This is a genomic window from Labrenzia sp. C1B70 (assembly GCF_000475395.1).
Classification (GTDB): Bacteria; Pseudomonadota; Alphaproteobacteria; order Rhizobiales; family Stappiaceae; genus Roseibium; species Roseibium algicola.
This window is the reverse complement of the sequence record NZ_AXCE01000034.1, coordinates 347816-361128: the sequence shown is the minus strand read 5'-3', so window position 1 is coordinate 361128 and position 13313 is coordinate 347816. Positions and strand designations below refer to the sequence as shown.

Annotated in this window: 9 protein-coding genes and 1 tRNA gene; 2 read left to right on the top strand and 8 right to left on the bottom strand. The window is 55.6% G+C overall.

Annotated features, from left to right (window positions below):
- Window positions 1-34 precede the first annotated feature (34 nt).
- On the bottom strand, window positions 35-1390 hold the full coding sequence (gene glmU / locus Q666_RS56285; RefSeq protein ID WP_022998558.1) for a bifunctional UDP-N-acetylglucosamine diphosphorylase/glucosamine-1-phosphate N-acetyltransferase GlmU: 1356 nt from the start codon (window positions 1388-1390) through the stop codon (window positions 35-37).
- Window positions 1391-1836: 446 nt separating this feature from the next.
- Here glmU and Q666_RS56280 point away from each other — a divergent pair, with 446 nt between their 5' ends.
- Entirely contained in the window at window positions 1837-2838 is a 1002-nt protein-coding gene (locus tag Q666_RS56280; protein ID WP_152533424.1) for a hypothetical protein, read from the top strand.
- A 70-nt stretch (window positions 2839-2908) separates the two neighbouring features.
- Here the strand turns inward: Q666_RS56280 and Q666_RS56275 are convergent, their stop codons facing one another.
- From Q666_RS56275 to Q666_RS56265, 3 genes are all read right to left on the bottom strand, one after another.
- The gene (locus Q666_RS56275) at window positions 2909-3649 is read right to left on the bottom strand and encodes a cytochrome c biogenesis protein CcdA (protein WP_022998556.1); all 741 of its coding nucleotides are present in this window, start codon (window positions 3647-3649) and stop codon (window positions 2909-2911) included.
- Window positions 3650-3775: 126 nt separating this feature from the next.
- Window positions 3776-4792, bottom strand: a complete 1017-nt coding sequence (locus Q666_RS56270; protein ID WP_035909458.1) for a TAXI family TRAP transporter solute-binding subunit — start codon at window positions 4790-4792, stop codon at window positions 3776-3778.
- A gap of 395 nt (window positions 4793-5187) precedes the next feature.
- Complete coding sequence (locus Q666_RS56265) at window positions 5188-5481, bottom strand: hypothetical protein (RefSeq protein ID WP_031268452.1); 294 nt, start codon at window positions 5479-5481, stop codon at window positions 5188-5190.
- A 371-nt stretch (window positions 5482-5852) separates the two neighbouring features.
- Here Q666_RS56265 and Q666_RS56260 point away from each other — a divergent pair.
- Window positions 5853-5928, top strand: a tRNA-Lys gene (locus Q666_RS56260).
- A 238-nt stretch (window positions 5929-6166) separates the two neighbouring features.
- On the opposite strand, the gene Q666_RS56255 is transcribed toward Q666_RS56260, so the two are convergent.
- The 4 genes from Q666_RS56255 to Q666_RS56240 all read right to left on the bottom strand — a co-directional run bounded on the left by Q666_RS56255 (window position 6167) and on the right by Q666_RS56240 (window position 13263).
- Window positions 6167-9322 carry a multidrug efflux RND transporter permease subunit gene (locus Q666_RS56255; protein ID WP_022998553.1) on the bottom strand — a complete coding sequence of 1052 codons (3156 nt, stop codon included), beginning with the start codon at window positions 9320-9322 and terminating at the stop codon, window positions 6167-6169.
- The gene (locus Q666_RS56250) at window positions 9323-10483 is read right to left on the bottom strand and encodes an efflux RND transporter periplasmic adaptor subunit (RefSeq protein ID WP_208984171.1); all 1161 of its coding nucleotides are present in this window, start codon (window positions 10481-10483) and stop codon (window positions 9323-9325) included.
- A gap of 295 nt (window positions 10484-10778) precedes the next feature.
- Window positions 10779-11606 (bottom strand): VOC family protein, encoded by an 828-nt coding sequence (locus tag Q666_RS56245; RefSeq protein ID WP_022998551.1) that lies wholly within the window; start codon window positions 11604-11606, stop codon window positions 10779-10781.
- Window positions 11607-11634: 28 nt separating this feature from the next.
- On the bottom strand, window positions 11635-13263 hold the full coding sequence (locus tag Q666_RS56240) for a CTP synthase (protein ID WP_022998550.1): 1629 nt from the start codon (window positions 13261-13263) through the stop codon (window positions 11635-11637).
- Window positions 13264-13313 lie beyond the last annotated feature (50 nt).

Genomic DNA, 13313 nt, shown 5'->3' with positions numbered 1-13313 from the left:
CATTAAATGACAAGGGTCGAGAATTGTATGAAAGTCAGGATTTGGTTTCCTTGGCAGCCTTCAGCCGCTCCCGCAGCTGTTTTGCCTTGCCTTCCTTGACGATCTGCCGAGCGCGGCCAAATGCCATGGAATCCTGGTCCACATCATCGGTGATCACGCTTCCGGCAGCGACAAAAGACCCACAGCCAAGGTTGACCGGTGCCACCAGCGTGGAATTGGAACCGACAAAACTGCCCGCTCCAATCTCTGTCCGGTGTTTCAGGTAGCCGTCGTAATTGCAGGTAATCGTGCCAGCACCAATGTTCGACTTCGAACCGACACTTGCATCGCCGATGTAGCTGAGATGATTGGCCTTGGCACCGTCTTCGAAGGTCGTGTTTTTGACTTCGACAAAGTTGCCGACACGGGTGTCCGCCCCCAGAACCGCGCCGGGCCGCAGACGGGCATAGGGCCCAACAGCGCTGTTCCTGCCAACGGATGCCCCTTCAAGGTGACTGAAGGCGCGGATCCTTGCTCCGCTTGCGACCCTTACCCCCGGGGCGAAGACGACATTCTGCTCTACGACCACATCAGATTCCAGAACGGTATCATGCGAGAAATACACCGTGTGCGGTGCAAGCAATGTGCAGCCGTTTTCCAAAGCGATGTCACGCATACGAACCTGGAAATCCTCTTCACAGGCAGCCAGCTGAGCACGTGTATTGATGCCTTGCGTTTCGACTTCCGAGCCGGAAACCGCAACAACCTTCAAGCCCCTGCTGTTGGCGATTTCAACCGCGTCCGTCAGGTAAAATTCGTTTTTGGCATTGGCATTGCCAATCGCATCCAACAACGAGAGTGCATGCTGCCCCGAGAAACCCATGATGCCGGAGTTGCAGAATGTGATCCTCCGTTCTGCGTCCGAGGCGTCCTTTTCTTCCCGAATGGCAACCAGTTGCCCGTTATCGGTCAACAACCGGCCATAGCCGAATGGTTGTTGGGTTTCGAACCCAAGCACGGCCAAGTCTGCACCATCCGACAAGGCCCGTCGAACTTTGCCGATCGTGTCTGCCGTCACCAGTGGAGTGTCGCCGAACAGGATCAGGACATCGTCTGAAGGCGAGGCCAGCGCAGAACGGGCGGCAAGCGCCGCGTGAGCCGTACCCAGCCTCTCGTGCTGGACATGACAGTGCGCTTCCGGTGCAAGGTTTTGAACCAGCTTTTCAAGCTCGGGCATATCTGGGCCGGTTACGACGGAAATTCGGTCAGAGCCAGCCTGTTTCAGGGCCTTTACCACATGCCCGACCAACGGCAGTCCGCCGATCTCATGCATCACCTTTGGCAGGTTGGATTTCATCCGGGTGCCGAGTCCGGCGGCCAGAACAATCGAAAGGCAAGAACGGGAAGTCATCAAAGGTCCACTGTCAATTTTTCGGGCATCACCCACACAAGTCGGCCTCTATATGCCCCGATCCACAGAACATTGAAAGATCTGACTTCCCGAGTGCTTCGGTTTGCTTTTCATTAACCATAATGCACACCTGATGAGGTATCTTCTTTGAGATTCGGTTTCAGGCTCGGAAAGCAGGACTTTTGGCAAAACGGAAGGCACAAAAATCTGTTCGGGACGTTGTCCGGGATACGTTCACGCCTTCGCGTGTCGGCCTGCTTTCCTGGGCATTTGCGGCCGTTTGCATGGGAACTGTCGGCCTTGCTTCCTATCAGTTCAGCAACGCCCACGGCCAGTTCACACCGAAGTTCGATTTCCCGACGGGAATAACTCTGCCCCCGATCGGAAGCGTGGGTTCAACTGCCTCCATCACGTCACCTTCCGCCAGAGGGGTGCCGGTAGAAGTCATGCAGTTGCCGGAAGATAGCGATCACGCCCCCCTTCCCGGCCTGGACCAGAGCCAGATCGCGGTGCTGCAGAAAGAAATCGTCGGATTGCGTCGACGCCTTAGCGCACTTGCCGAACAAAATCTTGCTTATTCGCGCCGCATCGCAGCACTGGAGAAGGAAGCTGCTTTTTCGAGGCTTTCTGAAGCGGACAATACTGGCAAAGACAGCGGTCAACCAGTGGAACCGAGCCCGGGCATCGTCCGCACCGAGGTAACGGAAAAACTGGAAAAACCACTTCCCGTCCCCGTAGCGTCGCCTAAAGCAAAACGCGATGCTTCAAAGCTGAACCAGACGACTTCTGCGGCACCAGATCAGGCGGACACCAAGAAACAGGTTGCAACGCCGGCCCTTGATGTTCCCAAGGCGCCCCCCCGGATGGTCAGCATCGATTCCGGAACCGCTCCAGTCGACGCGCCTACCCGAAGTTTCAATCCTGCCGAACCGGTCCGGATAGTCGACCTACCAAGGGTAGATCTGCCCGCGCCAGGTGGCGAACCCCAAGCGACAGGTTCAATCCCCTTGGCTGTTGAAGACAATACGCCTTCTACGCCGCCCTCGCCGGAGCCGTTCGACGCAACACCTACCCAGACGACAAGTCGACCTGCGGTTATCACGCCTTCCAGTCCCGCCGGACGGCTTCGCGGTGGCGGTGACAGCAAACTGAAGCGAAGCGATTTCGGAGCGATTATCGGTCACTACAGCTCAACTGCTGCAGCAGCAAAAGCATGGGCCGATTTCAAGAATCAAAATGCGGAACGCATGCGTGACCTTCGCCCGCTCCTGATGGAACGAAATACGCCTCAAGGCGGTATTGCCTTGATGGTCGGACCGTTTGCCAATGCGGCGGACGCTGCCGTTGCGTGTCTTCACCTGTTGGATGTGACTGAGCTCTGTCACCCGGCCCTGTTCGCGGGTGACCCGCTCGTGACTGCGGCGGAATTTCGCGACACGGCGTTTTAAGGCAACCTAATCTCGTTAGATTTCAGTCGGTTGATGCAATGCGCCAAGACGAAGAACTTTGGCGCTGCGTTTACCCGATGGTCTGCAGCGCGGGGAACGTTTCCAGGAGCCAATAAGACAAGACCGCCATCTGCCCGGTCAGGAACATGACCCCGGTCAATACGAGAACCCCGCCCATGGTCTTTTCGACGACACCCATGTGCTTGCGGAACCGCCGCATGAACTTGAGAAACGGCGAAGCGAAAAGCGCTGCAATCAGGAACGGGATACCGAGGCCGAGTGCATAGGCGCTCAAGAGCAAGGCTCCCTGCCCCACCGTTTCTTTTCCGCCAGCGACAAACAGAATGGCAGCCAGTATTGGGCCGACACAAGGTGTCCAGCCAAAGCCGAAGGCAAGGCCGATGACATAGGCGCCAAGCGGACCCGCAGGCTTTTTCTCCACGTGAACACGCGCTTCCTTGTAAAGCAGGCCTATGCGGAACACGCCAAGGAAATGCAGGCCCATAACGATGATCGCGGCGCCGGCGATGTAGCTCAGGTAATCGAGATAGGCGCGAATGAACTGGCCAAGAAAACTGGCAGTCGCCCCCAGCAAAACAAACACGGTTGAAAAACCAAGCACAAAGAACAGGGCACTCAGAAACACCCGACGCGATGCAGCCGTGCTGTCTTCTGCTTCACCTGATAGTTGCTCCAGCGAAACGCCCGCAAGGAACCCCAGATAAGGTGGCACCAACGGCAGAACGCAAGGCGAGACAAAAGATAGGACACCGGCAAGCGCGGCGCCTATGATGGTGACTTCCTGGATCATTCGACATTCCGGTTGTTCAGGCAGCCCACCGGCAATCCGGCGAGGCTCGGAGCGACCTTATTAGCCGCTTCCCCGCTTTGACCAAAGACACAAGGTGCTCACCATTTGGAGAGCTGTGAACACCGGTCAGTTTGCCTTGGCCGGTGCGGTTGCGGGCACTAGGCCTTTTTCCTGGAAATAGGTCAATGCGCCAGGATGTAGCGGCGCCGGCATGCCGTAGGCAACCAGGTCATTTTCGGTCAGGCGGCCAAGTGCGGGATGCAGACGCTTGAAGCTGTCGAAATTTTCGAAAACCGCTTCTACGAGTGTTGTCACGATCGGTTCCGGCATGCGCGCAGACGTTACGAAGGTCGCGACAACGCCGAAGGAATCCACTGGCTGCGAAAGACCATAAAGGCCCGCAGGGATGTCGGCCGGCATGTAATAGGGAACTTCTGTCAAAAGCTCGTCAACCGCCTTGCCATCGATACCAATCAGACGAATATCGCAACGAGCCTGAGTTTCCTCGATCAACGCAGCCGGATGACCTATCAATTCGAAATAGGCATCAATTCTGCCTGAACAAAGAGCTTCAGACAGCTCCGATGTCTTGAGCTCTTCAAGATCTTCCTGATCACTCTGCGTCCAGCCAAGGCCGCTGATCAGTGCGTTCCAGGAAGCTGCAGACCCCGATCCCTTGCTGCCGATATTTATCTTTGCCTCTTTCAAATCATCGAAGACCCGATAAGAAGATTCGTCTCGAACGACGATCGTTGCGACTTCGGCATGAAGTGAAAAGATAGAGCGTAGCTCATCAAACGGCCCGACCTCTTCAAAGGCAGAGGTCCCGAGAAAAGCGTGATGCTGCCAGTCGGACTGCACATAACCAAAATCGATTTCACCGGAACGAATCTTTTCGATATTGGCAATTGACCCCAGCGTGGTTTCGACTGAGCAACGAACGCCGTGGTCGGCGCGTGTCATGTTGACGATCTTGCAAGTCGCCCCGCCGGACGGATAGTAGACGCCGGTAACGCCGCCGGTGCCAATCGTAATGAAATGCTGTTCATCCGCACGCACGCCAGCGATTGCACCGCTCATAACCAACAATCCCGCGCCCAGAAGTGCGGTGAGACGGCTGCATGCGGTATTGGAACCGGACAACTGGCGCGTAAAGCACTGCGCTGCTACGAGGGTCTCCAGAGACTTTGCCAAATGTTCCGCCCTTCTGCCGCCGACAAATATGGCGGTATCCTTCAACAACTCGGCCACACACCGACCACAACAACCCAGCATCAGGCGCTGCAGTGCGACTCCTGCACATCTGGCTGCCGAGGCACCCGCAAGATTACGCAATGTCGAAGGGATAGCAAAGGCGACGCGTCAACACCAGTTCGGGACGATAGGTTCAATCACAAGTTACCGAGCCCATGACCGGACCGATAGCGCAAACAGTTTGAAAAAATTTCTGGTCAGAACAAATTTCGATTGAACAAATGCTACGGACGAGAATATGCCACGGTCCCCAACCCCTTGGACCGGCCATACTCCAGACAGCGTCAGTTGTTTCGCCCTCCCCGGATCACCTCAAAGAGCTTCCCCTTTAGCTCTTCTTCAGCATCACCGTCGCGAAGGCCCTGCCGCCACTGGTCAAGGATGAGACGCAAGCCGAGCGTTTCCCGGCTATGCGGTAGGTCTCCGATAAACGACGCGAAAAACAGGTCGAGCCGTTCCCGGTCGATCAAGCCCTGGTCGATCAATCCGTGAATCAGCGTCATCGTCGCCGCGATGTGCCCTTTCACGAAATCGAACTCGACGGAGCTCGTGTGGGTGTCGATTGTCGTTGTGTGCATGTAACCTCTCATGTGTCTGATAACGTTACCTCACATAGCTTTATTGCGCTACCTGACAGTTTTCGCAGGAGAATGATCGTTATTTTCTTAGAAGCGAAAATTAGCAACTAGAGTTAAAAAGAGTAAAATCCACTGTACTTGATAATACTATCAATCGAAGGAGCGTTGTTGCTAATAACATGTGCAAGAATTCACCATTTCCCGATTTTGGTTGTGTGTTTTCAACAGTGACCACTGAACAACGCTGTTTTTTCCTACCCTGTTGAAAAAATCGATTTTGCCTCTTGCATTGTCCTCAAGGTCGGCCTAAACACACGCCACCAACGCGGTGGCGCTGCAACAACGCACTGAACCGCTTCGGAAATTGGTGAGAGCCGATAGCTCAGCTGGTAGAGCAACTGACTTTTAATCAGTAGGTCCAGGGTTCGAACCCCTGTCGGCTCACCAATATTTCCAAAAGCTTAGCCTTAAAAATTTTAAGCTTGTAGTATCCACCGCTTGCGCGTCGCACGGTGGACGAGATCTGTATTTTCACTATCCAAGTTCGCGATCCCGAGACCTGAGAACTTGCTGGCATTTGACCTAAAAGCAAAGCCGGACAACCCATCTGGATCGCCCGGCCAAACTAACCTTAAGTAAGATTCAAACAACGCAAAACCGTTTGCGTATTGAAAATTTTCCCACGTCAGGACGCAACAGGCTGCTGTTCCGTCTGGGTTTTTCCTTTTCCGCCAAACCAGCTTTTGACGGATTCACGCATGGTCTGCATGTTCACATAAAGAATCGGGATCATGAGAATGCCGATGCAGGTCGCAAACAGCATGCCACCGAACACCGCGAAGCCAATGGCTTTCTGACTGGCCGCACCAGCACTTGATGCGGTCATCAAAGGCACGACACCCAGCAAGAACGACAAGGCCGTCATCATGACCGCCCTGAACCGAAGATGAGCCGCTTCTACTGCTGCATCCTTGATCGACTTGCCATCGGCCCTCTGCTCCATCGCAAACTCCACGATGAGGATGGCATTCTTGGCGCCCATCCCGACAAGCATGATCATGCCGATCTGTGTGTAGAGGTTGACATCCCCCCCAGTCGCAAAGACCGCAACAAGCGCCCCGAGGATTGCAAAGGACACCGACATCAAGATCGCAATCGGCATCGTCCAGCTCTCATACTGAGCGACAAGGAAGAGATACGTGAACAAGATTGACAAAAGCAGGATGAAAAGAACGATCTGCCCCGATCCGAGCTGCTGCAGCGCTGTACCTGTCCACTCGAGAGAATACCCGTCCGGAAGGGCTTCAGCCCCCGCGGCATTGACTTCGTTGATGACCACACCTGTTGAGGCTCCAGGTGCCGGATCAGCCATCACGGCAGCAGCACGGAACATGTTGTAGCGGGTCAGAATCTGCGGACCTAGGACATTCTGTGTCGTCAGAATGCTGCGCATGGGCACCATGGTGCCGTCGCTCGACCGCACATAAAGTGCACCGATATCCTCCACCCGATCGCGGAACTTGCCTTCCGCCTGGATCATCACCTTGTAGACCCGGCCGAAGATGTTGAAGTCGTTGATATAGTACGAGCCCAGATAAGCCTGCAGTGTCGTGAACACATCCGACACATTGATGCCGAGCGTTTTGGCCTTTTCACGATCAAGATCGATAAAGACCTGAGGCACATTGGCCCGGAAAGTCGAGTAGGCGCGCCCAACTTCGGCACTCTGATTGGCAGAATAAATCATCGAGCCAAGTGCCGATGACAAATCCTGCGGCGAACCTCCACCGGTTTGTTGCAGCATCACCTGAACACCACCGGTCGTGCCAAGGCCCGGAATCGGCGGGGGGTTGAAGGCAATGATATTCGCACCGGGAATAGTCGAAAATTCCGCCCAGAACTTTGCAAGGATCGCGTCAATGCGAAGGTCGGGTGCCTGACGGTCTTCCCAGTTCTTCATGGTCGCAATCACCAGCGCCGCATTCGAGGACGTTGCGCCGTTGAGGATTGAGTAGCCGTTGACAATGACGACGTCTTCCACACCCGGCGTTTTGGAGGTCAGGTCAACCACCTGCTTGGTGACGTTCTCCGTCCGTTGCAACGACGCTCCATCGGGAAGCTGAACGTCGACCATCAGGTAACCCTGGTCTTCCGAAGGCAGAAAGCCCTGAGGCAGTGATCCGCCGAGTGTCACGATCAAGGCGACCGCCCCGGCAACAACGGCAAGCCCTATCACGGCGAAGCGAACAAGGCGGCGAATAATACCGGTATATCCGTTGCGTACCGAGGTGATGCCACGGTCGAACAGCCCCATGATGCCGCGCGGCGGGCCAGAACGGGCTTTCAGGATCAGGCCACAGAGAGCCGGAGACAGCGTCAGCGCGTTGATCGAGGAAATCAACACAGAGACCGAGATGGTGACAGCGAACTGGGAATAGAGACGGCCGGTAATGCCTGGCATGAAGATTGTCGGAACGAAAACCGCCAGCAGCACCAACGTCGTGGCAATCACCGGACTGGTGATCTGTTCCATCGCTTTCGTCGTGGCTTCTTTCGGCGACAAGCCTTCGTCGGCAATGATGCGTTCCACGTTTTCCACGACGACGATGGCATCATCCACAACGATACCAATAGCCAGCACCAGTGCGAACAGCGAAATCGTGTTGAGCGTCATGCCAAGTGCCAGCAGCACGGCAAACGTGCCGATCAGCGACACTGGAATGGCAACAGTCGGAATGATTGTCGCTCGCCAGTTCCCGAGGAAGATGAACACCACCGAGACCACCAGAAGGAAGGTCAGGAAAAGTGTGGTGATGACGTCGTTGAGAGAAGCCTGCACGAAATCCGTGGTGTTGAAGGGAACACCGTACTGCATGTCCGGCGGAAAATTCTTGGCCAGTTCATCCAGGCGAGCCAGCACGTTTTCCGATACCTGAAGCGCGTTTGCACCTGGTGCCTGATAGATTGCCAGAACCGTGGAAGGCTTGCCGTTGTATTCGCCGGAGGCGTTGTAAACCTGTGCGCCAAGTTCGACGCGGGCAACATCGCCAATTGTTACGACTGCGCCGTCTGCACCGGTTCGCAGAACGATCTGCTCAAATTCTTCCGGTGAGGCCAGACGGCCCTTTGCCTTGATCGTGTACTGGAACTGCTGTCCGTCCGGAACCGGAGGTGCGCCGATCTGACCGGCAGCCACCTGAATGTTCTGGTCACGTACGGCGGTGATGAAATCCGTCGGCGTCATGCCCAGGCTGGTCAACCTGTCCGGATCAAGCCAGATGCGCATGCCGTAGGAAAAGTCGGTCATGACATCTGCCAGACCAACCCCAGGCACACGGGCAAGTGCATCCTTCAGGTTGATCGAGGCATAGTTTGACAGGAAGACCGGATCGTAACTGCCGTTTGGCGAAAACAGTGTAATGACCAGCAACATGTTTGTGCTGGCTTTTTGCACTGTCACACCGTTGTTGGTCACATCGCTTGGCAGCTGGCTGTTGGCCTGACTGACCCGGTTCTGCGTGTTGACCGTGGCAATGTCCGGGTCTGTTCCGACAGCGAAGGTAACGTTGAGCGAATAGTTGCCGCTGTCGTTACTGGTCGACTGCATGTAGATCATGTCGTCGACGCCGTTGACCTGCCCTTCGATTGGGGCGGCAACAGTTTCTTCCAGCACTTCGGCATTGGCGCCGGTATAGGTCGCCGTAACGTTTACGACCGGCGGGGTGATATTCGGAAACTGTTCAACCGGAAGCGACAGATACCCAAGCACACCGGCAATAGTGATAACAATGGAAATGACCAGCGCGAATTTCGGCCGGTAGATAAAAAAGCGTGAAAACATTTAGCTTTTCTCCGCCGGCTTGGAAGCTAGTACCGGGTTCACGACAACGCCGGGGCGCACTTTCTGCAACCCTTCGATGATGACCTCGTCACCTTCCTTCAGGCCTTTAGAGACGACGAAATCCGTGCCTTCCTGCTGACCCAGTGTCACGTAGCGCTGTTCGACCTTCTTGTCCGACGTGATTGCCAGTGCAAACGCACCTTCCTGGTCCCTTTGAATGGCAGCCTGCGGCACAACCAGCGCCGTTTCCGTTTTCGGCGCTTCGAGAACCACCGTCACATAGGTTCCGGAAATCAGGCGGATGTCCTTGTTGTCGAATTGTCCGCGGAAGGAGATGGTGCCTGTCGCCGTATCGACCTGATTGTCAATGAAGACGATTTTGCCCTTTTCATTATAGTCCTGCCCGTTTGGCAGAACCAGTTTCAGGTCTGGAGACTCATCCGGCTGGATATCGGCAGGGTTTATCCCGTGTGTCTTGACCGCGTTGAGATACTGCGCCTCGCTGACGGAAAAATTGACATAGACAGGAGCAAGACTGATCAAGCTGGCCAGTGAATTCGTCGTGGGTCCAACGACCTCGCCAACGCTGTAGGTGGTCTTGCCGAGTTGGCCGTCGAAAGGTGCCGAAATGTCGGTGTAGCTGAGGTTGAGTTCCGCTTCCTGCAGAGACGATTGCGCTGCCTCCACAGAGGCTTCCGCCTGTTGCTTTTGCGCCAAGGTCGCTTCGTAAGCAGCCTCGGAGAGATGCCCCTTGTCTCGGAGGTCCCTGTCACGCTTCTCGTCAGCAGCCTTAAGTGCAGCGTCTGCCTTTGCGCTTGCAAGATCCGCCTTGGCCTTTGTCAGTGCGGCCTGATACTGCGCTTTTTCAATCGTGAACAACAGGTCGTTTTTCTTGACGACGGAGCCGTCCGGCACAGCTTTCTCTTCCAGGAAACCTTTGACGCGAGCCATGAGATCGACCTGGTCGATTGCAGCGACTTGCCCTACAAAACGTGCGCTTTGGCGAATATCCTGGGACGCAATCTTCGCAACGGTCACCGATGGTGGCGGCGCTGCCGGAGCGGCCTTTTGCGAGTCGTCGGAGCACGCGGCCAAGAGCGCCGAGGTTGCAGCAACGAGTGCAAAATTGCGAGGGAAAGAGGCAAAAGGCAAAAAAGTCATTCGGGAACTCCGCAGTCCGACCATCAGGTCAAGGCGCATAATTTGGGGTTCACTATAAAAGGACTGGTTGATTCAACAAGTGAATAGTGCCCTTGCCGTGTGGTCTTGGCGGGAAAAATTCCTTAACGTTTTCAAAGTCACGTATACATTGCCCGACACGGCAATCACGAAACACACCTAATGGTTTGTGCGTCGGCAAATTTTCTGAATGCGATAAAGTCCAGCAAATCCAGCCAGAGAGCCGTGGGCGGAACACGTCTCCCGGCTAAGCCTTCTCACAAAGAATGAATTTCATTTACGAGACAACTGGCGACAGGATCAGCGTGAGCCCGTTGAGCTGGCCTGCCGGCACTATCTTGCGCTGTTCCAAGCCTTTGCAGCCGATTTCCAGAGCAACAATCTGCGGCAGGGAGCCGGCAATTTGCGCAGCTGCATCAGTGCCAACCAGTGACGCATACGCAGATGGCGTTAGCACGGATATTGTTCCACGAGCAGTCTTGAGCTCCAGACCCAGACTGGTGGCGCGCATTTCGCGTTGGCCCGTGAACCCACCCAAAAACTCGTGATGATCCGAGGGATCGCCGGCTACGAGATAGACTGTCTTTATCGTTGACGCGCCGTTGGCATGATCCTGAAAGGCTTCTTTCCAGAAATTTTCGGGAAATCTATTCCTGCAGGTGAAATAGCCGATCTCCGGTGCAAGTGCATCACTGACAAATGTCAGGTCGAAGGCAACTTGCACCTTGCCGCCATCCACCAGATTGGCGGTGCGCTCGAAGGAAAACGGCTCGTAGAGTTTCAGTCCAGCCTTGCTGAAATCGTCCCTGTCCTTCGCAGGATCGGAACTGTCCAGCACCAGCATGCTGGCCCCTTCGTGCTGGGACAGAAAATCTCGGTTGAAAGCTCCGAACGAGAAAACCTCTTCAGAAGCCTCGAAAATGAGATCCCGATCGGCAACGCTCAACAACTCGACGAAAAAACCGTCGAGCTGAACCAAACGGTTGGCCGTTCCCCAGGAATGGCGATTTTCAGGAGTAACCGTGAAACCAAGGTCCGCCCACACCTGGCCCGCGGCCTCCAGATCCCTCACCGCTACAACGACGTGATCGAGCCCGCGCACCATTATCTTGTCCCCTTCCCGCCTTGGCCGATCAGACCAGACGGCCCTGATGGATCGCTGCGCTTATGAAGGATGCAAACAGCGGATGCGGATCGAAAGGACGGGACTTCAGTTCCGGATGGTACTGAACACCGACGAACCAGGGATGATCCGCGATTTCGACTGTTTCCGGCAAAACACCGTCTGGCGATGTCCCGGCGAAAATCAAACCGCATTTCTCGAGTTCATCGCGGTAGCCGATGTTGACTTCATACCGGTGGCGATGACGCTCCGAAATGCTGGTCGTTCCATAAATTTCAGCAATCTTGGAACCGGTCTTGAGCGCAGCAGGATAGGCTCCAAGGCGCATCGTACCGCCCAGATCGCCTTCGGCGTCGCGCACTTCCTTGCGGTTGCCCTTCGTCCACTCGGTCATCAGGCCGACAACAGGTTCCTTCGCCGGGCCAAACTCGGTGGAATTGGCTTCGGCGATCCCGGCGAGATTGCGCGCTGCTTCCAGAACCGCCATCTGCATGCCGAAACAAATTCCGAAATACGGGATCTTGCGGGTCCGGGCGAAGTGTGCCGCAGCAATCTTGCCCTCGGCGCCCCTTTCCCCAAAACCACCGGGAACCAGAATTCCGTGAACACCTTCCAGATAAGGGCTCGGGTCTTCCTTCTCGAAGGTCTCCGATTCGATCCATTCAAGGTTCACCTTGACCCGGTTGGCGATACCGCCATGGACCAATGCTTCGATCAGCGACTTGTAGGCATCCTTCAGAACGGTGTACTTGCCGACAATTGCGATCTTGACCTCGCCTTCCGGATTGGCAACCGCCTCGGAAATGCCGTTCCAGCGATCGAGCACCGGTGCAGGTGCCCCCTTGATGCCGAAAGCAGCCAGAACTTCGTCGTCCAGCCCTTCCTTGTGGTAGGCGACCGGCACGTCGTAGATCGACTTGACGTCGTAGGCCGGAATGACCGCGCTCTCGCGCACGTTACAGAATAGCGACAGCTTCCGTTTTTCCGTTTCCGGAATCGGGCGATCACAACGGATCATCAGGATATCCGGCTGAATACCAATGGACCGCAGTTCCTTTACAGAGTGCTGCGTCGGTTTGGTCTTCATTTCACCGGCGCTCGGGATGTAGGGCATCAGGGTCAGATGCACATAGACGACGTCGCCTCGCGGAAGATCGTTGCCAAGCTGACGGATCGCCTCGAAGAACGGCAGGCCTTCAATATCGCCCACAGTTCCGCCGATCTCGACGAGAACAAAATCGTAGTCCTCGTTGCCGGTCAGAACGAAGTTCTTGATCGCATCAGTCACGTGCGGAATGACCTGGACGGTTCCGCCCAGATAATCGCCGCGCCGCTCCTTGGCGATGATGTCCTGATAGATCCGCCCGGTGGTGATGTTGTCCTGCTGGTTCGCAGGACGACCGGTGAACCGTTCGTAGTGGCCGAGATCGAGGTCTGTTTCCGCACCATCGTCGGTCACAAAGCATTCGCCATGCTGATACGGGCTCATGGTGCCCGGATCGACGTTCAGGTAGGGATCGAGTTTGCGGAGACGGACCTTGTAACCGCGAGCCTGAAGCAATGCGCCCAGTGCTGCAGAAGCAAGACCTTTTCCAAGCGAGGAGACCACGCCGCCAGTGATGAAAATATATCGCGCCATGGACCAATACCATATCCTTGCCGAGGGCGCCTTGGCCACTCGGGAGTTGC

Excerpts from the sequence above, each read along its gene's own strand:
- Q666_RS56255 (WP_022998553.1), bottom strand. The coding sequence starts at position 9,322 with ATGTTTTCACGCTTTTTTATCTACCGGCCGAAATTCGCGCTGGTCATT.
- Q666_RS56275 (WP_022998556.1), bottom strand. The coding sequence starts at position 3,649 with ATGATCCAGGAAGTCACCATCATAGGCGCCGCGCTTGCCGGTGTCCTA.
- Q666_RS56280 (WP_152533424.1), top strand. The coding sequence starts at position 1,837 with ATGCAGTTGCCGGAAGATAGCGATCACGCCCCCCTTCCCGGCCTGGAC.
- Q666_RS56265 (WP_031268452.1), bottom strand. The coding sequence starts at position 5,481 with ATGCACACAACGACAATCGACACCCACACGAGCTCCGTCGAGTTCGAT.
- Q666_RS56245 (WP_022998551.1), bottom strand. The coding sequence starts at position 11,606 with ATGGTGCGCGGGCTCGATCACGTCGTTGTAGCGGTGAGGGATCTGGAG.
- glmU (WP_022998558.1), bottom strand. The coding sequence starts at position 1,390 with ATGACTTCCCGTTCTTGCCTTTCGATTGTTCTGGCCGCCGGACTCGGC.
- Q666_RS56240 (WP_022998550.1), bottom strand. The coding sequence starts at position 13,263 with ATGGCGCGATATATTTTCATCACTGGCGGCGTGGTCTCCTCGCTTGGA.
- Q666_RS56250 (WP_208984171.1), bottom strand. The coding sequence starts at position 10,483 with ATGACTTTTTTGCCTTTTGCCTCTTTCCCTCGCAATTTTGCACTCGTT.